This window comes from Rhodococcus sp. USK10, from assembly GCF_019378875.1.
GTDB lineage: Bacteria > Actinomycetota > Actinomycetes > Mycobacteriales > Mycobacteriaceae > Rhodococcus_F > Rhodococcus_F pseudokoreensis.
The window spans coordinates 2,259,433-2,282,043 of sequence record NZ_CP076048.1; the positions used below are offsets into that span (position 1 = coordinate 2,259,433).

The 22,611-nt window shown below is 66.3% G+C and carries 23 protein-coding genes; 12 read left to right on the forward strand and 11 right to left on the reverse strand.

The features are described 5' to 3' along the window. Nucleotides 1-47 precede the first annotated feature (47 nt). The 3 genes from tadA to I1A62_RS17515 form a co-directional block, all read right to left on the reverse strand. The gene (tadA, locus tag I1A62_RS17505) at nucleotides 48-881 is read right to left on the reverse strand and encodes a major lipid droplet protein TadA (RefSeq protein WP_124396078.1); all 834 of its coding nucleotides are present in this window, start codon (nucleotides 879-881) and stop codon (nucleotides 48-50) included. Next, nucleotides 874-1,380 (reverse strand): helix-turn-helix domain-containing protein, encoded by a 507-nt coding sequence (locus I1A62_RS17510; RefSeq protein WP_012689029.1) that lies wholly within the window; start codon nucleotides 1,378-1,380, stop codon nucleotides 874-876. Before I1A62_RS17510 ends, tadA begins: the two co-directional genes overlap by 8 nt. 100 nt (nucleotides 1,381-1,480) lie before the next feature. After that, nucleotides 1,481-2,752, reverse strand: a complete 1,272-nt coding sequence (locus tag I1A62_RS17515; protein ID WP_124396077.1) for a DUF445 domain-containing protein — start codon at nucleotides 2,750-2,752, stop codon at nucleotides 1,481-1,483. A 190-nt stretch (nucleotides 2,753-2,942) separates the two neighbouring features. On the opposite strand from I1A62_RS17515, the gene I1A62_RS17520 reads away from it, so the two are divergent. Both I1A62_RS17520 and I1A62_RS17525 read left to right on the forward strand, forming a co-directional pair. Beyond that, a complete protein-coding gene (locus I1A62_RS17520) occupies nucleotides 2,943-3,638 on the forward strand; it encodes a TetR/AcrR family transcriptional regulator (RefSeq protein ID WP_257890950.1) in 696 nt (231 codons plus the stop codon). A 49-nt stretch (nucleotides 3,639-3,687) separates the two neighbouring features. Continuing rightward, complete coding sequence (locus tag I1A62_RS17525; RefSeq protein WP_219459279.1) at nucleotides 3,688-3,996, forward strand: DUF4873 domain-containing protein; 309 nt, start codon at nucleotides 3,688-3,690, stop codon at nucleotides 3,994-3,996. Here the strand turns inward: I1A62_RS17525 and I1A62_RS17530 are convergent. Continuing rightward, entirely contained in the window at nucleotides 3,983-5,458 is a 1,476-nt protein-coding gene (locus I1A62_RS17530) for an NAD(P)/FAD-dependent oxidoreductase (RefSeq protein ID WP_124396075.1), read from the reverse strand. The genes I1A62_RS17525 and I1A62_RS17530 overlap by 14 nt on opposite strands. A 35-nt stretch (nucleotides 5,459-5,493) precedes the next feature. Between I1A62_RS17530 and I1A62_RS17535 the strand changes: the two genes are divergently transcribed. After that, a complete protein-coding gene (locus tag I1A62_RS17535; RefSeq protein WP_219459280.1) occupies nucleotides 5,494-6,354 on the forward strand; it encodes a polyphosphate kinase 2 family protein in 861 nt (286 codons plus the stop codon). 21 nt (nucleotides 6,355-6,375) lie between these two features. Here the strand turns inward: I1A62_RS17535 and I1A62_RS17540 are convergent, their stop codons facing one another. Continuing rightward, nucleotides 6,376-6,597 (reverse strand): hypothetical protein, encoded by a 222-nt coding sequence (locus I1A62_RS17540; RefSeq protein WP_124396073.1) that lies wholly within the window; start codon nucleotides 6,595-6,597, stop codon nucleotides 6,376-6,378. 105 nt (nucleotides 6,598-6,702) lie between these two features. On the opposite strand from I1A62_RS17540, the gene I1A62_RS17545 reads away from it, so the two are divergent. The 3 genes from I1A62_RS17545 to I1A62_RS17555 all read left to right on the forward strand — a co-directional run bounded on the left by I1A62_RS17545 (nucleotide 6,703) and on the right by I1A62_RS17555 (nucleotide 8,820). Further along, entirely contained in the window at nucleotides 6,703-7,260 is a 558-nt protein-coding gene (locus I1A62_RS17545; RefSeq protein WP_124396072.1) for a DUF2231 domain-containing protein, read from the forward strand. A gap of 16 nt (nucleotides 7,261-7,276) precedes the next feature. Then, nucleotides 7,277-7,432: a DUF6131 family protein gene (locus I1A62_RS17550; RefSeq protein ID WP_087559280.1), complete on the forward strand. Its 156-nt coding sequence runs from the start codon at nucleotides 7,277-7,279 to the stop codon at nucleotides 7,430-7,432. 185 nt (nucleotides 7,433-7,617) lie between these two features. Beyond that, on the forward strand, nucleotides 7,618-8,820 hold the full coding sequence (locus tag I1A62_RS17555; protein WP_124396071.1) for a glycosyltransferase: 1,203 nt from the start codon (nucleotides 7,618-7,620) through the stop codon (nucleotides 8,818-8,820). Between the two features lie 32 nt (nucleotides 8,821-8,852). On the opposite strand, the gene I1A62_RS17560 is transcribed toward I1A62_RS17555, so the two are convergent. Next, nucleotides 8,853-9,161 (reverse strand): STAS domain-containing protein, encoded by a 309-nt coding sequence (locus tag I1A62_RS17560; RefSeq protein WP_225858508.1) that lies wholly within the window; start codon nucleotides 9,159-9,161, stop codon nucleotides 8,853-8,855. Between the two features lie 358 nt (nucleotides 9,162-9,519). Further along, complete coding sequence (locus tag I1A62_RS17565; RefSeq protein ID WP_219459281.1) at nucleotides 9,520-10,275, reverse strand: GAF and ANTAR domain-containing protein; 756 nt, start codon at nucleotides 10,273-10,275, stop codon at nucleotides 9,520-9,522. Between the two features lie 225 nt (nucleotides 10,276-10,500). On the opposite strand from I1A62_RS17565, the gene I1A62_RS17570 reads away from it, so the two are divergent. Continuing rightward, nucleotides 10,501-10,935, forward strand: a complete 435-nt coding sequence (locus tag I1A62_RS17570; protein WP_124396069.1) for an ATP-binding protein — start codon at nucleotides 10,501-10,503, stop codon at nucleotides 10,933-10,935. Further along, nucleotides 10,932-11,729, forward strand: coding sequence for an RNA polymerase sigma factor SigF (locus I1A62_RS17575; RefSeq protein WP_124396068.1), 798 nt, complete (start codon nucleotides 10,932-10,934; stop codon nucleotides 11,727-11,729). Before I1A62_RS17570 ends, I1A62_RS17575 begins: the two co-directional genes overlap by 4 nt. Nucleotide 11,730: 1 nt before the next feature. Here I1A62_RS17575 and I1A62_RS17580 read toward each other — a convergent pair whose 3' ends face one another. The 4 genes from I1A62_RS17580 to aceA all read right to left on the reverse strand — a co-directional run bounded on the left by I1A62_RS17580 (nucleotide 11,731) and on the right by aceA (nucleotide 17,585). Next, nucleotides 11,731-12,771, reverse strand: a complete 1,041-nt coding sequence (locus I1A62_RS17580; protein WP_218273403.1) for an NAD(P)-dependent alcohol dehydrogenase — start codon at nucleotides 12,769-12,771, stop codon at nucleotides 11,731-11,733. Nucleotides 12,772-12,853: 82 nt separating this feature from the next. After that, complete coding sequence (gene metE / locus I1A62_RS17585) at nucleotides 12,854-15,148, reverse strand: 5-methyltetrahydropteroyltriglutamate--homocysteine S-methyltransferase (protein WP_219459282.1); 2,295 nt, start codon at nucleotides 15,146-15,148, stop codon at nucleotides 12,854-12,856. Between the two features lie 131 nt (nucleotides 15,149-15,279). After that, nucleotides 15,280-16,176, reverse strand: a complete 897-nt coding sequence (locus I1A62_RS17590; protein WP_087559288.1) for a 3-hydroxybutyryl-CoA dehydrogenase — start codon at nucleotides 16,174-16,176, stop codon at nucleotides 15,280-15,282. A 119-nt stretch (nucleotides 16,177-16,295) separates the two neighbouring features. After that, nucleotides 16,296-17,585, reverse strand: coding sequence for an isocitrate lyase (gene aceA / locus I1A62_RS17595; RefSeq protein WP_072939629.1), 1,290 nt, complete (start codon nucleotides 17,583-17,585; stop codon nucleotides 16,296-16,298). A gap of 363 nt (nucleotides 17,586-17,948) precedes the next feature. On the opposite strand from aceA, the gene I1A62_RS17600 reads away from it, so the two are divergent. The 4 genes from I1A62_RS17600 to urtA all read left to right on the forward strand — a co-directional run bounded on the left by I1A62_RS17600 (nucleotide 17,949) and on the right by urtA (nucleotide 22,571). Then, nucleotides 17,949-18,278, forward strand: coding sequence for a zinc ribbon domain-containing protein (locus I1A62_RS17600; protein ID WP_308340767.1), 330 nt, complete (start codon nucleotides 17,949-17,951; stop codon nucleotides 18,276-18,278). Between the two features lie 21 nt (nucleotides 18,279-18,299). Further along, the gene (fmdA, locus tag I1A62_RS17605) at nucleotides 18,300-19,559 is read left to right on the forward strand and encodes a formamidase (protein WP_219459283.1); all 1,260 of its coding nucleotides are present in this window, start codon (nucleotides 18,300-18,302) and stop codon (nucleotides 19,557-19,559) included. Between the two features lie 138 nt (nucleotides 19,560-19,697). Next, complete coding sequence (gene ramB / locus I1A62_RS17610; RefSeq protein ID WP_124396064.1) at nucleotides 19,698-21,110, forward strand: acetate metabolism transcriptional regulator RamB; 1,413 nt, start codon at nucleotides 19,698-19,700, stop codon at nucleotides 21,108-21,110. A 207-nt stretch (nucleotides 21,111-21,317) separates the two neighbouring features. Continuing rightward, a complete protein-coding gene (gene urtA / locus I1A62_RS17615) occupies nucleotides 21,318-22,571 on the forward strand; it encodes an urea ABC transporter substrate-binding protein (RefSeq protein WP_124396063.1) in 1,254 nt (417 codons plus the stop codon). Nucleotides 22,572-22,611: the final 40 nt, after the last annotated feature.

Below are 22,611 nucleotides of genomic sequence, written 5' to 3' on the forward strand. Positions count from 1 at the left end.
CAAACGGCCCCCGCACCGAACGTGCGGGGGCCGAAAAGCGTGAAGGATCAAGCCTTCTTGGCCGGAGCAGCCTTCTTGGCCGGAGCGGCGGCCTTCTTGGCCGGAGCCGGCGTTGCCGCAGCCTTGGCCGGAGCGGGAGCAGCCTTCTTCGCGGGAGCGGCAGCATGCTTGGCCGGGGCCGCCTGGTCGGCGCGAGCCTGAACGTCGGCCGCGGTGGCGGTGACGCGATCGGCAGCGCCCTTCGACGCTTCCTCGGCCTGGTCACCCAGGTCGAGCACCTTCAGGGCAGCCTCGTCGCCGGCGTCGGCGATGGCCTCGCCGAGTCCCTCGGCGGTGTCGGAGATGCGGCCCGAAGCGCGGCCCGCGAGCTTCGCGGCCTGCTCGCCCACGGCGCGCGTCTGGCGGGCCACGGTGCCGAGAGCTTCCTCGGTCAGCTCGACGGCGTCACCGAAGGCGGTCTCGGCGCGGCCGATGCCCTCCTCGACGACCGGCTGCTTGCGGATGCGCTCGACGGTGTCCTCGCCGCGCTCGGCGAGCGACGTGTACAGGTCGGATGCGACCTTCAGGTAGGCCTCGGCGACCTTGCGCAGCTCGTCGGCGGTGAACTTCTCCCGCAGCTCGGCGAGCTCCTCGGGCAGCTCGGACGGCAGTCCGGCGAGGCGGTCGCGAAGGTTCTCGACACCCTCGGTGACCTCTTCCTGCAGTCCGGCGAAGCGCTCCTTGGCGCCGCCGACTCGCTCTTCGACGTCACCCTGGGTGGACTCGGCGCGCGAGCGGACCTGGGCGACGACGTCGGCCACGGCCTGCACCACGACGTCTCCGGCACCTACGGCCGCGTACAGCGAGGTCTTGACGCTGTCGATGGTCTTCTGGTCAGTCATCGGCTTTCTCCTCTTCAACGGTGGGGGGTTCTGGTTCCGGCGTCTGGGAATCAGAACGCTGGTGTTCTTCTGTCCGAAGCTCGGACGTCCGGGATTCGGCCGCTTCCGCCGATTCGTTCTCACGACAGAACGATTCGTAGATCTCGAGCAGCACCTGCTTCTGCCGCTCGGTGATGGCCGTATCCGCGAGCAGAGCATCACGGAGGGGGCCGTGTGGCCGCTGCTCGAGGTAACCCGCCTGGACGTACAGGACCTCCGACGAAACCCGGAGCCCCTTGGCTATCTGCCCAAGCACCTCGGCCGAGGGCTTGCGCAACCCACGTTCGATCTGACTCAGATACGGATTACTGACACCGGCCAGCTGCGCCAGCTGCCGCATCGACACCTGGGCTGCTTCGCGCTGGGCACGAATGAAACCTCCGATGTCGTGAGCGGCGTTGCTGACTACGCGAGCTGCCAGATCTCCTGCACCGGCCGCATCGCGGTCATCGCTGGCCATCAGTCCTCCGTGTTGCTGGGCAGCACCAAGCCTAAAGCAGGGTGCTAGCAATTGCAAGCACTCTGTTAGCACCCAGCTAGCGGGGCAGTTCCGCGGGACGTCAGCCGAACAGCAACGTCGAGAACGTGTAGATCAGCAGTCCCGCGATCGCACCGACCACGGTGCCGTTGATGCGGATGAACTGGAGATCGCGTCCCACCTGGAGTTCGATCTTCTTCGACGCCTCCTCGGCGTCCCAGCGCTCGACGGTGTCGGAGATGATCGCGGTGATCTCGTCGGTGTAGTGGACGACGACGTAGCGCGTGCCCGCGAGCACCCACCCGTCGACCTTGGTCCTCAGTTCGTCGTCGTCGCGCAGCCGCTCGCCGAATCGCACGACGTTCTCCGCGACCTTCGTTCGCAGCGTGCTGTCCGGGTCGTCGACGGATTCCATGATCAGGCGCTTGGCGACCTTCCACGTCGCCGCGGCGAGGCCGGTCACCTCCTCGCGTCCCATGATCTCGGCCTTGATCTTCTCGGCCTTCTCCATGGTCGCGGGATCGTTCTGCAGGTCGTCGGCGAAGTCGACGAGGAAGCGGTTGGCCGCCTGCCGCACCTCGTGCTCCGGGTTGGACCGCACCTTCCAGGTGAATTCGACGAGTTCCCGGTGGATCTTCTCGCCGAGCATGGCGTCGACGAACTTGGGCGACCAGGCGGGCGAATCGCGGCTGACGATCCGGTCGATGGTCTCCTGACTCCCGAGCGCCCACTGATGCGCCCGCTCGGCGAGCAGATCCAGGATCGGCAGCTGCCGGTTCTCACGGAGCAGTTCGCCGAGCACCCGCCCGATCGGCGGCCCCCACTGGGGCTCAGCCAGCCGGCGCACCAGAGTGCTGTCGATGATCTGCTGCACGTCCTCGTCGCGCAGGATCTCGACGAAGCCGCCCAGGATGGTCGCCGTCTCGGCGGCGACCCGCGCGGCGTGCTTCGGCTGCGCCATCCACGTGCCCAGCCGGAGCGGGATCTCCGCGGCCTCCACCTTGGCGGACACCACGTCGGGGGCCAGGAAGTTCTGACCGACGAAGCTGCTGAGACTCGCCCCCAGCTGATCCTTCTTGCGTTTGATGATCGCGGTATGCGGGATCGGCAACCCCAGCGGATGCCGGAACAGGGCCGTGACCGCGAACCAGTCGGCCAGCGCGCCGACCATGCCCGCCTCCGACGCCGCCCGCACGTAGCCGACCCACGCCCCCGCGCCTTGCGATTCCTGCCACCGGCACACGAGGTAGACCGCGGTGGCGAAGACGAGGAAGCCCGTCGCGACAGCCTTCATCTTGCGAAGATCGCGACGCTTCGCATCGTCGTCGAAGGCGGAAAAGCTCAATTGATCCACAGACGCCATTGTGCCCAAGGTCGACGCGGGGGCGGTCGCCCAGCCGCTGGACGCGCGCCCGCACAGACGGCGTTGTGCCGTGCGACAACACCCGCGCACTAAGCTGACAGGAGATCGCGACACGAAACGGATGTGAAGAGAGTCAGTGGCGAACGACGGCGTGAAGGATCCCGAGCAGGTGACCGAGTCGATGACGAAGCTGGACAAGGCGGCAAAGCCCGATGGGCGCAAGCGCCGCTGGCGTGAGCACAAGATCGCGCGCCGAGAAGAACTCGTCGACGGAACGATCGCCGCCATCCGCCTGCGTGGACGGGACGTCGGCATGGACGAGATCGCGTCCGAGATCGGCGTCTCCAAGACCGTCCTGTACCGCTATTTCGCGGACAAGAGCGATCTGACGAACGCGACCATGGCGCGGTACGTCGAGACCACGCTCGCTCCGCGGATCTACGAGGCCATCGGCGGAGACCTCGACGACTTCGAGTTGACCCGCGCCACCATCACCGCGTACGTCGAGACGGTGGCGTCGGATCCCGACGTCTACCTGTACATCATGGCCAACGGCTCCGGCCCCGGCCGCGAGACGGTCGCAGACTCGGAGCGGATGATCGCCGAGGTGCTGTCCACCGTGCTCGGCGAGCGGTTGCGGCAGATGGAGATGGACTCCGGCGGCGCAGTCCCGTGGGCGTACGGAATCGTCGGCGGTGTGCAACTGGCCACCCACTGGTGGATCTCCAACCGGTCGATGTCGGTCGAGGACCTGATCAACTACCTCACGATGATGACCTGGGGTGGAGTCACGGGCATCGCCGCGGTCAACGGCTCGCCCGCACGCTTCAATGCGATCCCGCACCCGCTGCTGCCGCCTGCCGACGCGACCGAATAGGCGCCGATCCATTCTTGTGTAACTAGCAGTTACAGGTAAACTTCTCTGTGTGAACGAACACGAGGAAGAAGAAGAGGGCTACCGCGGCCCCGCCGACGTCGTCGTCGGCGACCGTCCCGCCGTCACCGTCAGGGTCCAGCTGGCGGGGAACTTCGAACCCATCAGCGGTCGGTACGTCTGGCACGGCCGAGTCCGCACCCTGACGGACGCACTCGGCGCGGACACAGACCTGTCCGCAGGCACGGAACTTCGGATCACCGGCCCGGAAGGCACGGCCACCGCCCGGATCACCGGCGTGGACCTCTGGGGAAGCCATCTCGTCGATGGAGTGACGCCCCCGCCCTTCAGCCGGGTGTGAACTCGAAGTCCGCCGGATCGACCTCCCGCGTCTGCCGCCAGTAGCGCACGGTCGAGCCCGGCCAGATCGCGCGGTTGACGCCGTGCGAGTCCAGATACCAGCTCACGCATCCGCCGCGGGACCACACTCCCTTCGACAGCTTCCGCTGGATGGCGGCGTTGAAACTGCTCTGCACCGCAGGCCGGACGACCGCGGCGTCGGCGCCGCGGCGGTCGACGAGATCCATCAGCCGGAGGACGTAACGAATCTGCGACTCGATCATGAACACCACCGAATTGTGGCCGAGCCCGGTGTTGGGGCCGAACAGGAAGAACGCGTTGGGGTAACCCGCGACGGTGATACCGAGGTGGGTGCGGATCCCGTGCTCCTCCCATTCGTCGGCGAGGCGCCTGCCGTCGACCCCGGTGAGGTCGAACCTGTCGAAGCCGTCGGTGACGTGGAATCCGGTGGCGTAGATGATCGCGTCCACGTCCCGCTCCGTCCCGTCCCCCGCGACGATGCTGTGCGGACGGATCTCCACGATGCCCTCGGTGATCACGACCGACCTCGGTGAGATCAGCGCCGGGTAGTACACGTTCGACCCGAGGATCCGCTTACAGCCGATGACGTAGGACGGGGTGAGCTTGCGGCGGAGTTCGGGATCGGTGACGGTCCTGTTCAGATTCCCCCGCGCCGCGCTCTCGATCGGCCGCATCAGGCGGAAGTGCCCGTTGAACCCGAGCGCGAGCGATTCGTATGTCCAGTAGACCGCGGCACGCGCCATCCGTCGCGCAAACGGGACCCGGCCGAACAGTCGCCGCGTCTTCGGCGGAATGCGGAAGTTCAAGTCCGGAATCACCCAGGGCGGCGTCCGCTGATACAACTGCAGTTCGGCGACGTCGCCCACGATTTCGGGTACGAACTGGATGGCGCTGGCGCCCGTGCCGATCACCGCGACCTTCTTGCCCCGCAGGTCGTAGTCGTGGTTCCAGCGCGCCGAATGGAACGCGGTGCCCTCGAACGTGCCGGCTCCGGGCAGATCGGGGACGTTCGGAATGTGGAGAGCGCCGATCCCGGACACGACGAACTGGGCGACGTACTCGTCGCCCGACTCGGTGTGGATGTGCCACCGACGATGTTCGGCGTCCCAGTAGCCGCCCGTCATCGTGCGGCCGAAATGAATGTTCCGCCGCAAGTCGTACTTGTCGGCCAGTCCGCGCAGATAGTCGAAGATCTCGGCCTGCCCCGACCACATCCGCGTCCAGTCCGCGTTCGGCTCGAACGAGAACGAATACAGGTGCGAGGGCACGTCGCACGCACAACCCGGGTACGTGTTCTCCCGCCACGTGCCGCCGACCTCCCGCGCCTTCTCCAGCAGGATGAAGTCGTCGCGCCCACGCTTGCGTAGCTGGATGGCTGTGCCCAGACCGGAGAACCCGGTCCCGATCACCAGGACACGGCAACGATGCACCTCGCCGACCACACCTCCATGTAACGCTCCTGTGGCACTGTCTGTACATGGCAGAGAACGCACGCGGATTCTGGACGACGCCGGCAACCGAGGCCCTGCGGTCACACCCGGGCCGGCGGATCGCCGAACTCGACTGCGGGAGCACACCCGGATTCGTCGGCGACAAGTCGGACGGCCTCCAGCTGTTCGAGGAACGCGGCGCGGTGCTGTCCGCCCTGCAGGAGAAGCTCTACGCCAACGGCCGATCCGGCGACCGGCGGTCGGTGCTCCTCGTGCTCCAGGGCATGGACACCGCGGGCAAGGGCGGGATGGTCCGCCACGTCATCGGGCACGTGGACCCGCAGGGTGTCGATCACGCCTCGTTCGGTGTTCCCACTCCCGACGAGAAGCGCCACCACTTCCTGTGGCGGATCGGCAAGGCCGTCCCCCGCGGCGGGCAACTCGGCGTGTTCGACCGGTCGCACTACGAGGACGTGCTGGTGGTCCGGGTTCACGATCTCGTGCCCGAGGCAGTCTGGAGCGGCCGCTACGACGAGATCAACCAATTCGAGAAGGAACTCGTCGCAGGCGGCACGACCCTGGTCAAGGTCGCGATGTTCGTGTCACTCGACGAGCAGAAGTCGCGGTTGCGCGAGCGGTTGGAGCGCCGCGACAAGTACTGGAAATACAATCCCTCGGACGTCGACGAGCGCTTGCTGTGGCCGGCATATCAAGACGCGTATCAGGCCATGCTCGACCTGACGTCGACCGACTACGCGCCGTGGCACGTGGTTCCGTGCGACCGCAAGTGGTACAGCCGGCTGGCGGTCACCGAACTGCTGATCGACGCCCTGGAGAAACTCGACCTCGATTGGCCGCCCGCCACTTTCGACATCGACGCGGAGAAGCGGCGGCTCGCGGAATCCTGACGCCGACCGGAAGTGCCGCAGTCAGAAGAGGTGCGGCGTTTCGTGATGCAACCTGTGGTCGTGGCGCACGGTTCCGCCGTACAGCGCCATCGCTCCGGCCAGTGCGACGACGCACAGAGATCCGGCGATCACCGCCCAGCCGCCCTGCCCGGACCCCGCGGCGACGAGGAACCCGCCGAGACAGACCACCGAGAGCAGAACCAGTGCGAAGCTGACCCAAGCTGCGAAGAGATTGAGTTTCATTGCACTCACCTCACCTTCGAGAACGTGGTCCCGACGCTACGCCCGACCTGCACCGACGACAAGGCGGACCGGTTTTCTTCGGGCCACCCTGGGTAACCGGAAGGCATGAACCTCGAGAGCGTGTTCCGGAAAGCGGAGGCCGCCCGGTTCCTCGACGGCGGCAGCCGGTTTCTGCAGCAGCGGATCCAGGGGGCACTCGGTTCCTCCGACGCGGGCCCGTTGTTGCGCGGGTCCTGGCTCGGGCACCCCGTGCATCCCGTTCTCGTCAGCCTCCCCATCGGCGCGTGGGTCGGCGCGAGCGTCTTCGATCTGGCATTTCGCGATCACGTCGGCGCACGCAGGCTGATCGGCCTGGGACTACTCGCCACTCCCCCGACGCTGATGACCGGCTGGGCGGACTGGGCCGACCGCGACACTGTTCAGCGCCGCGTCGGACTGATCCACGCCGAGGCCAACGCCATCGGAGTCGTGGCCATGCTCGCGTCCTACCTTCGCCGAAGGCACGGGACGGACGGACGCGCTGTCGCCACCAGCACCGCGGGACTCCTCGCGATCGGCATCGGCGGCGCGCTCGGCGGGCATCTGACCTACGCAATGGGCGCAGGAGTCGACGAGGTGCGGGAGGGTCCGCGATCGGACTCGCCCCTCACCTCGGTGGGATGAAGAATCGAGGAACGTCATGATCGTGCTCGGACTGATCTTGCTCCTGATCGGATGGCTGGCCGGCATCAACTGGCTCTGGACCATCGGCATCATCCTCGTGGTGATAGGCGTGGTCCTGTGGATTCTCGGCGCGACCGGGCGCGCGGTCGGCGGCAGGCGTCGCTGGTATTAGAACGCAACACCGGCCGGCTGTGTCACCCGTCGCGTGACAGAATGCGAGTCGGTCGGTTTACAAACCCGAACTTCGGGAATCCCCGTGGCATGACGGCCATTCATCGCGAACCCAGACCTCCCGTGTGCGGCGGGCAGCCGATGAGAACGGCCGCAGTCGGCACCTCGAGACGATTACGGATTTCGATGGTCTCCGCCAACGCCAGTCCCCTCGACGTGTCGGACGGCGCCGAAGTCGGAGGGCAGAGCATTCATCTCGCCGAATTGTCGGCGGCCCTCACGAGAGAGGGCCACGACGTCACGGTCTACACGCGGGCGGAGAGCGAAGACGCCCCGGAGCGCGTCACGACCGCGAGCGGGTACACCGTCGTGCACGTCCGGGTCGGCCCCGCACGGCCGATGCCGGAGGCCGAGATCCTGCCGCTGATGGGGGCATTCGGCAGCTTCCTGAAGTCCGAATGGGAGGCCGAGCGGCCCGACATCGTCCACGCCCACTACTGGATGTCCGGGATCGCGACGCAACTTGCGGCCCGCACACTCGGCATTCCGGTGGTCCAGACGTTCCACGCCCTCGGAGTGGTCGAGCAGCGGTTCGAGCACGCGGACACGTCGAGCACGCACAACCGAATTCATCTGGAGCAGTTGATCGCCCGCGGCGCCACCCGAGTGGTGGCAACGTGCACGGACGAGGTCTTCGAACTGTCCCACCTCGGACTGCCCCGCTCACGCACGTCCGTCGTTCCGTCGGGCGTCGACGTCAAGGAGTTCACGCCCGACGGCCGCGCCGACGAGAAGGGCAAACGCCACCGCCTCGTCATGGTCGGCAGGCTGGCGCCGAGCAAGGGCTTCGACACCGCCATCGAAGCGCTCACCCACTTCCCCGACACCGAACTCGTCATCGCGGGCGGACCCGCTGCCGACGACGTCGCCGACGACCCCGAAGCGTCCAGACTGCTGACGCTGGCCCGTGAGACGAAGGTGCGCAACCGGGTACGGATCGTCGGGCGGGTCCCGCGAAACGCCATGCCCGCGCTGCTGCGCTCGGCGGACGCCGTCGTGTGCACCCCGTGGTACGAGCCGTTCGGCATGGTGCCGCTCGAGGCGATGGCCTGCGGCACCCCGGTGGTGGCGTCCGCCGTGGGCGGCATGCGCGACACGGTGGTCGACGGCATCACCGGACGCCTGATCTCCCCGCGCAACCCGGTCCGCCTGGCCGAGGCCCTGCGGCAGATCTTCGACGATGACGCCCTGCGCACGGGATACGGCATGGCGGGCTGCGATCGCGCCCGCGCCCGCTACTCGTGGGACCGGGTCGCCACCGACACCCTTCGTGCCTACGGCCGCTGCGTGTCGGCCCCTCCGCGCACGAGTCGAACCGGCGCCCACTGAACTCGGGCGCCGGTTCGGCCGGTTCGGCGGCTTTATGCCGTACGGCCGTGCCAGGCCCCGAGGGCGCTGTCCACGGACGCGAAGCAGGGGAAGCTCGACTCCTGGCCCGCCGCCCTGAGCAGCCGGTAGACCGGCCGGCCACAGATCATCGCCCACGTCCGCCCGTCCCGGACGTTCGTCTCGTGAACGGTGTCGAGCACCGACAGACCCGCGGTTCCGATGAAGTCCACCTTCGACATGTCGAGGATGAACTGCCCCTCGGGCGAGATCCGCGTGCACACGTAATCACGGAACCCCGGTGCACTGAACAGGTCGATCTCGCCTCGCACCCCTACCAACATCACCCCGGAACCGAGTCGCTCGGAAGTGAATTCCGCGCTCGCACAGCGTGTCGGAGCGGAACCGACGGCCGCGAGCGTTACTCTCGGCTTGTACGTGGTACCGAACTCCGTGCCCGAACACGCCATTTCAGGTTCTGGGACCCCTTGACCAACAGACATGGCTCACCCCATCTCGAACATTGAGAGGGGAAGCGGAGCACTTGCAGACAGACCCGACCTCGGACACATGACACTGTCTGCTACGGCAGCGCTTCCCGACATCGGCTGTGTGTTCAACCTCGGTTCGAGACTACTCCCGCCTGTGATGTGTCACAAGGAAATAACAGATACTGGGGCCCTCATTTGCCCTGGTGAGCGATTACAAACCGTTATGCACGGTTGTGCGGGCAGAAACAGCCGCCACGACACGTTCTGCGACCACCCGAAGTTTGACGTTCTCGCGCTGCGAACGAGTCACGAGGACGTCGAATGCGGTCTCGGCGTCGAGACCCCGCAACGCCATCACGATTCCCTTCGCCTGATCGATGACGGAACGGGAACGAAGTGCGATACGCAGTTGCTCGATCAGATTTCTCGCCTCGCCGTATCGCCGCGCGTTGCGCACCGCGACCGATGCGGCCTCGACGTACAACTCGAGCACCGATTCGTCCATCCGGTGGAAGGCGTGCGGCAGCAGTCCGTACAGATTCAGTGCGGCCGGCTGCTCCGGGCCGAGCAGCGGCACGGACAGATAGCTGTGGACGCCTACCGGTTCGGAACTCGCGGCGTACGCCGGCCACCTGTCGTACGCGGCGGCACGGTCGGCACGCACTGGTTCGCGGGAGCGCATGGCGTCGAGCGCGGGGCCCTCACCGAAGCGGTACTGCAACTCCTCGAGTGCCGCGACGTCGTCCGAGGTCGCCGCCGCCGTCACCGGACCGGTCGCCCGGAGAACGGTGACCCCGGCCATCGCCGCACCCGGGAACGTCGACACGATCCGACGGCACACCGTGTTCAGCACGATCTCGAACTCGTCCTCGGGCTCGAGCAATTCGAGCACGGAGTCGAGCGAGACGGTGACCGCGTCGGCGTCGACGTCACTTGTCAACGTGTGCAGGTGAATCTCGTCAGGCATCCCACTCACTCGTCTCCCGTGACCGCCATGACCCTGCCGAGGGCCTCAGGAACGCTGATCGTGCCGCCAACACTACCCGCGCAAACGTACTGATCGGACTGGTTTGATCGGTCCTGTTCTGCGGTATTCCACCTGCGGTGTCGCCGGATCGCTACCCTGACTTCTCAGCAGCGCGAGCCGACCCACCGCTCGCCGACAGCACGGTACGCCCTACCCGGAGGTCTCATGGCCATCGCCAAGACAATCGAACCCGACCAGGATCACACACATCCCGTCGTCGAACTGCGCGTGCGGGCAACGCCCGATCAGCTCTCCGTACTGCGCGCCCTGGCAGCCACCGTTGCCATTCACGAAGACTTCGACCTCGACTCCATCGCCGACATCAAACTGGCCATGGACGAGATCTGTACCCAGCTGATCGTCCGCGCGACACCGGATGCACTTCTGGTGTGCCGGCTTCAATTTCTCGACGGCACCTTGCGAGTCGACGTTTCGAGCACCACCAGCTCGGTCGACTCCCTCGGCGAGCGTTCGTTCGCCTGGCACGTCCTCAACGCCCTCACCGATTCGCTCGACCTGAAACAGGAGCCCGACCCCTCCACCGCGGGTTTCGTCACCACCATGGAATTCACCAAGGTGAAGAACGGCCTGGGTCTGTGACGTCCCATACTCACAGTGGGGGGCACACGGCCCGTTGGCCGGACGAGTATCAGGACGTCACAGCACTGTTTCAACAGATGGCAGCCCTCGACGAGGACGACCCCCGCCGCAGCAGACTGCGCGACGCCGTCGTGACCCGCTGCCTGCCACTCGCCGAGCACATCGCACGCCGATTCGACGGCCGCGGCGAGGCGCACGACGATCTGGTGCAGGTCGCGCGCCTCGGCCTGGTCAACTCCGTGGACAGGTTCGACGTCGAGCGGGGATCGGACTTCGTGTCGTTCGCCGTCCCCACCATCATGGGCGAGGTCCGGCGGCATTTCCGCGACACCGGGTGGGCCGTCCGGGTACCCCGCCGGATGAAGGAACTGCACCTCGCTCTCAGCCAGGCCGTCGCCGAACTGTCGCAGAGCCTCGGCCACGCCCCCACGGTCAGCGAACTCGCCGAGCATCTGGACCTCGAACAGGAGGAGGTGGCGCAGGGACTCCTCGCAGGCAACGCCTATCAGACCGTCTCCGTCGACAACACCTCCTCGGACCGGACAGGCGAGCTGTCCATGGTGGAGACGCTCGGCGACTACGACGCCGCGATGGACGACGTCGAGAACCACGAGACTCTGCGCCCCCTGCTCCAGTCACTGCCCGAACGGGAGCGGACCGTCCTCATGCTGCGGTTCTTCGGCAACATGACCCAGACCCAGATCGCCGACCGCGTCGGCATCTCGCAGATGCACGTGTCCCGCCTGCTCGCGAAGACCCTGGCGTCGCTGCGAGATCAACTCGGTGACGCGTAGGTCAGATCGTTGCCGTGTCGATCACGAATCGGTACCGCACGTCGCTGCCGACCACGCGGTCGTAGGCGCCGTCGATCTGCTCCGCCGAGATCACCTCGATCTCGGCGCCGATTCCGTGTTCGGCGCAGAAGTTCAGCATCTCCTGCGTCTGAGCGATGCCGCCCACCATCGACCCGGCCAGGCTGCGACGGTTCGCCGCGAGGCTGAACGCGCGCACCTCGATCGGCTTCTCCGGCAACCCCAGTTCGACAAGGGTGCCGTTGATCGCGAGCAGCGACATGTACGCGTCGATGTCGAGATTCACCGACACGGTGTTGACGATGAGGTCGAACTGTCCGCGCAACTGCGTGAACGTGCCCGGATCCGAGGTGGCGTAGTAGTGGTCGGCGCCGAATTTCAGGCCGTCGTCCTTCTTGCCGAGCGACTGGCTGAGCACGGTAACCTCGGCGCCCATCGCATGCGCGATCTTCACGCCGACGTGTCCGAGACCGCCCATCCCGATGACCGCGACCTTCTTGCCCGGGCCGGCGCCCCAGTGGGCGAGCGGTGAGTACAACGTGATGCCCGCGCAGAGCAGCGGCGCCGCGACGTCCAGTTCGAGGCCGTCCGGGATGGACAGGACGAAGTGTTCCGTCACCACGATGTGCGTCGAGTAGCCGCCCTGCGTCCGCTCGCCGTCGCGCCCCGTGGCGTTGTACGTCCCGGTCACCCGGTTGAAGCAGTACTGCTCCTCGTCGGCACGGCAGGCGTCGCATTCGCCGCAGGAGTCGACGAAGCAGCCGACACCGACGCGGTCGCCGACCCGATGCTTCGTGACGTCGGAGCCGACCGCGCTCACCACGCCCGCGATCTCGTGACCGGGCACGACCGGGTAGTGGGTGCTGCCCCATTCGTTGCGGGCGGTATGAATGTCGGAGTGGCAGATGCCGGCGAACTTGATCTCGATCAGAACGTCGAGCGGTCCGAGCTCACGGCGCTGCACGGTGGTCTTCTCGAATCGGCTGTCGGCGGACGTGACTGCATATGCGGCTGCGGTAACCATGCTTACATGCCTACATGTTTGCGCGACCGAACGCACGTTCGGGGCCACCGCTTCCGCGGTGACCCCGAACACGCCTGAGGAATCAGTCCTCGGATTCTTCCTTCTCGGACCGCCTGCGCAGACGCCTCGCGGCCGCCACCAGGTTGCGCAGCGAAGGCTCGAGCTGCCAGTAGTGGCGGGTCTTCAGGCCACCGTCAGGGTTGGCCCACAACCGTTCGAGTGAGACCGACTCGCTCGCCTCCGTGAGCAGTTCGTCCAACTCGTCGATGTCCGGAATCCGGGCCGACCGGCTCTCGTACACACCCGGACCGACCCCGTGGGTCAGCGCCCGCTCCTTGATGGCATCGAGCACCCACGTGATCGAACGCGTCGCCACGATCGCCGTCACGTCCGCATCGAGCCGTTCGATGGCGTCGACCACCGACGCCCGGCTCGTGTACGTGAGGTGCGTGTGGATCTGAGTCTCCGGTTTCGCCGCACCCGTGGCGAGACGGAACGCGTCGACCGCCCACTCGAGATACGCCTCGCGGCCGTTCTCGCGCAACGGCAGCAGTTCCCGGATGGCAGGCTCGTCGACCTGGATGATCGCGATACCCGCCGCCTCCAGGTCGGCGATCTCGTCACGGATCACCAGCGCCAACTGGTCGGCCGTCTCGTACAGCGGCTGATCCTGGCGGACGAACGACCGCGCGATCATCGTCACCGGACCCGTCAGCATGCCCTTCACCGGCTTGTCCGTCAGCGACTGCGCGTACGCGATCCATTCGACGGTCATCGGCTTCGGCCGCGACACGTCCCCGTAGAGGATCGGGGGACGTGTACACCGCGAACCGTAAGCCTGCACCCAGCCGTTGTGGGTGAAGGCATACCCCTCGAGAAGCTCCGCGAAGTACTGCACCATGTCGTTGCGCTCGTGCTCACCGTGCACGAGGACGTCGAGACCGATGTCCTCCTGCAACCGGATCGTGCTTTCGATCTCCGCCTGGATCCGCGTGTAGTACTCGTCCCACTCCAGGCGCCCCTGCCCCAGCTCGTACCGGGCCTTCCGGATCTCGTTCGTCTGCGGGAACGAACCCAGCGTCGTCGCCGGAACCAGCGGCAGGTTCAGCCGCTCCTGCTGCGCGACCCGCCGCTCCTCGTATGGAGCCCGGATGCGGTCGTCCGGCTTGATCGCGTTGACTCGTGCGCGCACCGCATGCTTGAGCTTGAAGTGCACCGACGTGGGACGCTTGCGCCACTTGTCGGACGGGCCCTCGGTCAGCGCCTTGGCCAGCGAGACCACCTCGCCGACCTTCTGCTTCGCGAACGCGAGCCGGTCCGCGACATCACCCGGAATGTCGTACTCGGACAACACGTCGTATGGCACGTGCAGCAGCGACGTCGACGTCGAGACCACGAGATCCGGCACGACGTCCTTCAGCGTGTTCAGGTACGTCAGCGTGTTGTACCGGTCGACGCGCCACACGTTCCGGCCGTCGACCACACCTGCGTAGATGCGCTTGCGCTTCATCCCCGGGATCTTCGCCAGCTCGTCCGCACTGAGCCGATGACTGACGAGGTCGAGACCGAGAGCCTCGACCTTCGTGGAGGCGAGGATGGCGAGGGCCTCCCCCAAATGCCCGTACGGGCCGGTGACGAGGATGCGGGGGCGCAGCGGCGCGTGCGACAACTTCTCGTACACCCGGGCCAGCGCCGCCAGCTCATCCGGCGTGCGGTCCTCGGTGAACGACGGCTCGTCCAGCTGGACACACGTGGCGCCGGCCTTCGCCAACTGCTCGAACAGCAGCTCGTATTCCGGCAGCAGCTTGTCCAGCAGATCGAGGGTCGAGAACCCGTGCCGCTTCGACGTCGGACCGACCTTCGACAGCAGGAGCAGCGACACGGGCCCCAGCACGACGGGACGCAGTTCGATCCCGCGTGCCTTCGCCCGCTCGAACTCGTCCAGCAGGGTCTCGGACCGCAGCGAGAACTCGGTGTTCTCGTCCAATTCGGGCTGGCGGTAGTGGTAGTTGGTGCCGAAGAACCGCACCAGCTCGAGCGGCGGGAAGTCCGGCCTGCCCCGTGCCAGCGTGAAGTAGAAGTCCAGCGGATCGAGCTGCTTCTCGAGCGACGCGAACCGCTCGGGGACCGCACCGAACAGCAGCGCGTTGTCGAGTACGTGGTCGTAGTAGGAGAACGTGTTGCCCGGGACCTGGGTCAGACCGGTCGCGGCGAGCTCACTCCACGTCTCCTCCTGGAGATCCCGGGCGACGGCGACGAGTTCTTCCTTCGTTCCCGCGCCGTGCCAGTAGGACTCGAGGGCACGCTTGAGTTCGCGGCGAGGTCCGATACGGGGATACCCCAGGATGCTGGATCCGTATGCTGTGGTGCTGGACATGCGGTCGACCTTTCTGGGCTCAGTCCGGTGGCTGAGAATGCCTCTGGGCTCGATGCACCTGTGCGCCTCTCACAACCGCCGGAGGTCGTGAAAGGCGCACAGGCGTAGTCGCCTACCTACCTACCTACCTGCTAGCTGGCCTTCTTGCTCGCACGGCCGTTGTCGCCGTACTCGTAGAAGCCCGCGCCGGACTTCTTGCCGACCAACCCGGCCTCGACCATGCGGAGCAGCAGCGGCGGAGCCGAGTACAGGGGCTCCTTGAACTCTTCGTACATGGAGTCGGCGATGGACTTCACCGTGTCCAGGCCCACCAGGTCGGTCAGCGCCAGCGGACCCATCGGGTGCGCGAGGCCGAGAACCGTTGCCTTGTCGATGTCTTCCTTGGTGGCGAACCCGGACTCCACCATCCGGATCGCGGACAGCAGGTACGGCACCAGGAGGGCGTTGACGACGAATCCGGAACGGTCCGCGGACCGGACGACCTGCTTGCCCAGCACGTCGCTCGCGAAGGCCTCGGCCCGCTCGGCCACCGACTTGCTCGTCTTGAGCGTGGTCACCAGCTCGACGAGGGGAAGCACGGGAACGGGGTTGAAGAAGTGCATCCCGATGACCCGTTCCGGGGCCGTCGTGGCGATGCCCAGCTTCATGATCGGGATCGACGACGTGTTCGACGCCAGCACGGCGTTCGGATCTGTCACGACCTGATCCAGTTCGGCGAAGATCTCACTCTTCACCTTCTCGTCCTCGACGACGGCCTCCACGACGAGCTGCCGATCCGCGAAATCACCGAGATCGGAGGTGAACCGCAGCCGCCAGGCGGCCTGCTCACGTTCCCGCTCGGTGATCTTGCCGCTGCTCACACCGCGATCGAGCGAACGCAGGATGCGCGAACGCCCCGCCGCCGCAAGCTCACGGGTCTGCTCGAACACCAGAACGTCGACGTGCGCGCGAGCGCACACCTCTGCGATTCCGGCACCCATGATTCCGGCGCCGATCACGCCGACGCGCTGAATCTTTTCGCTGGTCACGTCAGCTCCTTTTCGTCTAGTGGAGTCGTCACCCGGGGAGGGGCCCTGTCACAGGCCCCTCCCCGGGTTCGGGTTGATCAGGTGAAACCATGATCGGCCGAAGCCTCGGAGAACAAGGCTCAGTGGAACTGACCCTCTTCGGTGGAGCCCTTCAGCGCAGCCGTCGACGTGTTGGGGTCGACCGTGGTGGCGATGCTGTCGAAGTAGCCGGCGCCGACCTCACGCTGGTGCTTGATGGCGGTGAAGCCACGCTCCTCGGCGGCCTTGAACTCGCGCTCCTGCAGGTCGACGAAGGCGGTCATGCCCTCGCGGGCGTAGCCGTGCGCCAGGTCGAACATGCCGTAGTTGAGCGAGTGGAAGCCGGCCAGGGTGATGAACTGGAACTTGAAGCCCATCGCGCCGAGCTCCTTCTGGAACTTCGCGATGGTCGCGTCGTCCAGGTGAGCCTTCCAGTTGAAGGAGGGCGAGCAGTTGTAGGCGAGCAGCTGGTCGGGGAACTCGCTGCGGACGGCCTCGGCGAACTTCTTGGCGACCTCGAGGTCCGGCACGCCGGTCTCCATCCAGATGAGGTCGGAGTACGGGGCGTAGGCCTTGGCACGCGCGATGCAGGGCTCGATGCCGTTCTTGATGCCGTAGAAGCCCTCGGCGGTGCGGGTGCCGTCGAGGAACGGGCGGTCACGCTCGTCCACGTCGGAGGTGATGAGGGTCGCAGCCTCGGCATCGGTGCGCGCGATGACGACGGTGGGGACGTCCGCGACGTCGGCCGCGAGGCGAGCCGAGGTCAGGGTGCGGATGTGCTGCTGCGTGGGGATGAGCACCTTGCCACCGAGGTGGCCGCACTTCTTCTCCGACGCGAGCTGGTCTTCCCAGTGCGAACCGGCGACACCGGCAGCGATCATGGCCTTCTGCAGCTCGTAGACGTTGAGCGCGCCACCGAAGCCGGCTTCACCGTCGGCGACGATCGGGGCGAGCCAGTTGTCGACGGACGTGTCGCCCTCGACCTTGGCGATCTCGTCGGCGCGCAGCAGCGCATTGTTGATGCGGCGCACGACCTGCGGGACCGAGTTGGCCGGGTAGAGGCTCTGGTCGGGGTAGGTGTGTCCGGACAGGTTCGCGTCACCGGCGACCTGCCAGCCGGACAGGTAGATGGCCTTGAGGCCTGCACGGACCTGCTGCACGGCCTGGTTACCGGTCAGCGCGCCCAGCGAGTTGATGTAGTCCTCGTTGTTCACGAGATCCCAGAGGATCTCGGATCCACGACGTGCGAGGGTCGCCTCTTCGACAACGGTGCCCTGGAGCTTGGTGACCTGCTCCGCCGTGTAGTTGCGGGTTACTCCCTTCCAGCGCGGGTTGGTGTCCCAATCCTGCTGGATTTCAGCTGCGGTCTTCGGGGTGCCGGTGGTCGACATCAAGACTCCACTCTCTTCGACTTCTGGTCCGGTACGGATGTACTGCTTCACATCCTTGCCAGGCCCTTCGTATGTACTCACCGAGAATGACATAAGCAAAAAGTGCCGTCTACCTGTTGCTAATGCCAATCTTGGCTAGCTTTTCACACCACTTTGCAAAGACTGTTAAGAAAGTTCAGCGCCAAACCTGCCCGATCGGGGAGGAAAAATACTCGCCAGTAGCAAAAACTCGCAGGTGGTGAACCACATGCACGCAACCCGTCGTACACAGATAACTGCCCCCGCCCGACCGTGCCGTTCCCCGTCCGCGGAGGCGCCTCCGACAGCCCGATGTGACTGCAATCACCGATCCGGTCGGCTACCGTGACCTCGAATGGTCTCCTCCGGGCGAAGGGCACCACGATGCCGCTGTACGAATTCCGATGCGCCGCCGATTGCGGCCCGTTCGAGCGGTCGTTCCCCATTGCCGACGTGCCCCGATCGGTCCCCTGCCCAGGTTGCGAAGGCGACGCCGCCCGGCTCGTGTCCTCCCCGCGCCTCGGACACGGATCGTCGCCGGTGATGAAACTCCTCGATGCAACGAAGAGGTCGGCTCACGAACCGGCCGTCGTCGCCGGGCCACCACCGCGGGCCGCGACCGGGCGTTCAGCCGTCACGAACAACCCGCTGCACCGCCGACTTCCTCGTCCCTGACCGGCCACAGAAGGAGCGCACATGCCCGAACTGCTGTTTCCGCTCGATTCCTCGAAGAAGTTCACCGACCAGGCGATCGTCGGCCACAACCGCTGGCACCCCGACATCCCGGCCGCGGTCACGGTGAAACCGGGCGACTCCTTCCGCGTGCATTGCCGCGAATGGTTCGACGGCGCCATCCACAACGACGACTCCGCCGACGACATCCTCAACGCACCGCTCACCACCGTGCACACCCTGTCCGGACCTTTCGCCGTGGAGGGCGCGAAGCCCGGCGACCTGCTGATCGTCGACATCCTCGACGTCGGGCCCATCCCCCAGGAGGATTCCGGCCCGCTGGCCGGCCAGGGCTGGGGGTACACGGGCATCTTCTCCCGCCACAACGGCGGCGGATTCCTCACCGAGCAGTTCCCCGACGCCTACAAGGCCGTGTGGGACTTCTCCGGTCAGACCGCCACGTCGCGCCACGTCCCGCACGTCTCGTTCACCGGCATCGTGCATCCCGGGCTGATGGGCACCGCGCCGTCGGCCGCCCTGCTGTCGAAGTGGAACGCGCGGGAGGGGGCACTCATCGCCACCGACCCGGGCCGGGTTCCTCCACTCGCCCTGCCGCCCGAACCGCGGGACGCCGTCCTCGGGTCCCTGCCGGGCGCCGACTTCGACCGCGTCGCCGGCGAGGCCGCCCGAACCGCTCCCCCGCGGGAGAACGGCGGCAACCAGGACATCAAGAACCTCACCAAGGGCAGCCGCGTCTTCTACCCGGTGTTCGTCGACGGCGCGAACCTGTCCGTCGGCGATCTGCACTTCTCCCAGGGCGACGGCGAGATCACGTTCTGCGGCGCCATCGAGATGGGCGGCTTCATCGACCTGCGCGTCGACATCATCCCCGGCGGGATGGACACGTACGGAGTGTCCGAGAACGCGATCTTCATGCCCGGCAACACGGATCCGCAGTACTCGGAGTGGCTCGCGTTCTCCGGGACGTCCGTCACCCTGGACGGGGAACAGAAGTACCTCGACTCGCACCTGTCCTATCAGCGCGCGTGTCTCCACGCGATCGACTACCTCACCAAGTTCGGGTACAGCCCCGAACAGGCGTATCTCCTGCTCGGCGCCGCACCTATCGAGGGCAGGCTGTCGGGGGTCGTGGACATCCCGAACTCCTGCTCGACCGTGTATCTGCCGACGGCGATGTTCGACTTCCCCGTCGCACCGTCCACGTCGGGTCCGTTCCGGATCGACCCGGGCATCGGCGCCCCGCGCTCGGAGAACAGGGGCTGATCGCCGGGCGAATGTACCTTTCGGCGCCTCCAGTGCGCCGAGCGGTACATTCACCCCGGCGGCGGCCGCCCGACCCGGGCGAGTGAATCTTGCGAAGGTTCCGTTCGCACACCTGACCTGCACCGGTACCATTGCCGTATGTCCAAGACCTTCGTCGGTACCCGGTTGCGTCAGCTCCGAACCGAGCGTGGTCTCAGCCAGGCGAAGCTGGCGAAGACGCTGGAGATCTCGGCCAGCTACCTCAATCAGATCGAGCACGACGTCCGGCCGCTGACGGTCCCGGTGCTGCTGCGGATCAGCGAGGTCTTCGGCGTCGACACCACGTTCTTCTCCTCCCAGGACGACACGCGCCTGATCGCGGAGATGCGCGAGGTCGCGCTGGACCAGGAGATGGGGATCGACGCGGACGCCCAGGAGATCGCGGAGATGGTCGCGTCGCATCCGGGCCTGGCGAAGGCGATGGTCAACATGCACCGCCGCTTCCGCAACACCACCGCCCAGCTGGCTCTCGCGACGGAGGACCGCTACAGCGACGGCAGCGGCAGCGGCTCGATCACGATGCCGCACGAGGAGGTCCGCGACTACTTCTATCAGCGGCAGAACTACCTGCACGAACTCGACACGGCAGCGGAGGAACTGACGGCGCGGATGCGGTTCCACCGCGGCGACGTCGGCGGTGAGATCGCCCGCCGGTTGCAGACCGTGCACGACGTGCAGATCGTCAAGCGCATCGACCTCGGCGAGAACGTCCTGCACCGGTACGACCCCGAGTCGCGGCTGCTGGAGATCTCGCCGCATCTGTCGGGTGGGCAGCAGGTGTTCAAGTTCGCGACCGAACTGGCGTTCCTCGAATACGGCGACCTGCTGGACAAGCTGGTGGCGGAGGGCGGCTTCACCAGCGACGAGTCGGTCGCGCTGGCCCGGCTCGGGCTGGCCAACTACTTCGCCGCGGCGACGGTCCTCCCCTACGGCCAGTTCCACGACGTGGCCGAGGACTTCCGGTACGACATCGAGCGCCTGTCGGCGTTCTACTCGGTGAGCTACGAGACGATCTGCCACCGCCTCTCCACGCTGCAGCGTCCGAAGCTGCGCGGTGTCCCGTTCATGTTCGTGCGCGTCGACCGGGCGGGCAACATGTCGAAGCGGCAGTCCGCCACCGGTTTCCATTTCTCCACCAGCGGCGGCACGTGCCCGCTGTGGAACGTGTACGAGACGTTCGCGTACCCCGGCAAGATCATGAACCAGATCGCGCAGATGCCGGACGGCCGCCGGTACCTGTGGATCGCCCGCACCGTCGAACGCCGCGCCCAGCGTTACGGACAGCCCGCCAAGATCTTCGCGATCGGGCTGGGCTGCGAGATCCGGCACGCGCACCGTCTCGTGTACGGCGACGGTCTGGACCTCGACGATTCCAACCCTGGCACCCCCATCGGCGCCGGCTGCCGGGTGTGCGAGCGCGTCAACTGCCCGCAACGCGCGTTCCCGCCACTCGGCAAGCAACTCGACATCAGCGAGCACCAGAGTTCGGTCTCCCCGTACCTGATCCGTTAGCGCACACCGGTTCCCGGCCATACCGAGGCACTGTGAGCGGTTGTTCACGCAACCGTAATTCGCGTCACGAACACGTCACCGACAGACATTCAGGCGCAACAACGGCCGCTTAATGTTCGCCCCACGAATACACCTCTGTATACGTGGGGCGGATACATGTCCCGGGTTGCGGAGGTCCACCAAGTCCTCCGACGGAAAGGCCCGTACATGCGCACCTTCTCCAAGCGCGCCCTCGCTGCACCGACCGCGCTCGCCGCCATCGGGCTCGTGCTGACCGGTTGCGGCAGCAAGGCGTCCGACACGGCCGGCGAGTCCACCGCGGCGTCCTGTGTGGACACGTCCGGGGACACGATCAAGGTCGGGTCCCTGAACTCGTTGTCCGGCACCATGGCCATCAGCGAGGTGACCGTCCGGGACTCGATCGCACTCGCGGTCGACGAGATCAACAACTCGGGCGGCGTGCTCGGCAAGAAGATCCAGATCGTGGCCGAGGACGGCGCCTCGGAGCCCACCGTGTTCGCGGAGAAGGCCGAGAAGCTCATCAGCAGCGACTGCGTCGCAGCCGTGTTCGGCGGCTGGACGTCGTCGAGCCGCAAGGCGATGCTGCCGGTGTTCGAGGACAACAACTCGCTGCTGTACTACCCCGTGCAGTACGAGGGGCTCGAGGATTCGAAGAACATCTTCTACACCGGTGCCACCACCAACCAGCAGATCGTGCCCGCTCTCGACTACCTGAAGGAGAAGGGCGTCAAGTCGCTGTACCTGGTGGGCAGCGACTACGTGTTCCCGCAGACGGCGAACCGCATCATCAAGGCGTACGCGGCGGCCAACGGCATCGAGATCAAGGGTGAGGACTACACGCCGCTCGGCTCCACCGACTTCTCGACCATCGTCAACAAGGTCCGCTCCGCCGACGCGGACGCTGTGTTCAATACCCTGAACGGCGATTCCAACGTCGCCTTCTTCCGCGAGTACGCGAACGTCGGCCTGAAGCCTGCCGACATGCCCGTCGTGTCGGTGTCGATCGCCGAGGAGGAGGTCGGCGGCATCGGCGTCCAGAACATCGAGGGTCAGCTGACCGCATGGAATTACTACCAGACCATCGACACGCCGGAGAACAAGAAGTTCGTCGACGCGTACAAGGCCCGGTACGGCGCGAACAAGCCGACGTCCGACCCGATGGAAGCCGCGTACACGTCGGTGTACCTGTGGAAGAACACCGTCGAGAAGGCGAACTCGTTCGCCACCAAGGACATCCAGGACAACGCGGACGGCGTCACGTTCGCCGCGCCGGAGGGTCCGGTCACCATCGACGGGTCCAACCACCACATCACCAAGACCGCGCGGATCGGTGAGATCCGGGGCGACGGCCTGATCTACACGGTCTGGGATTCGGGCACCCCGATTCAGCCGGACCCGTATCTGAAGTCCTACCCGTGGGCCGAGGCGCTGGGTAGCTAGCACACGGTCCGACGAGCACGAGGGAAGAGAGAGGACATAC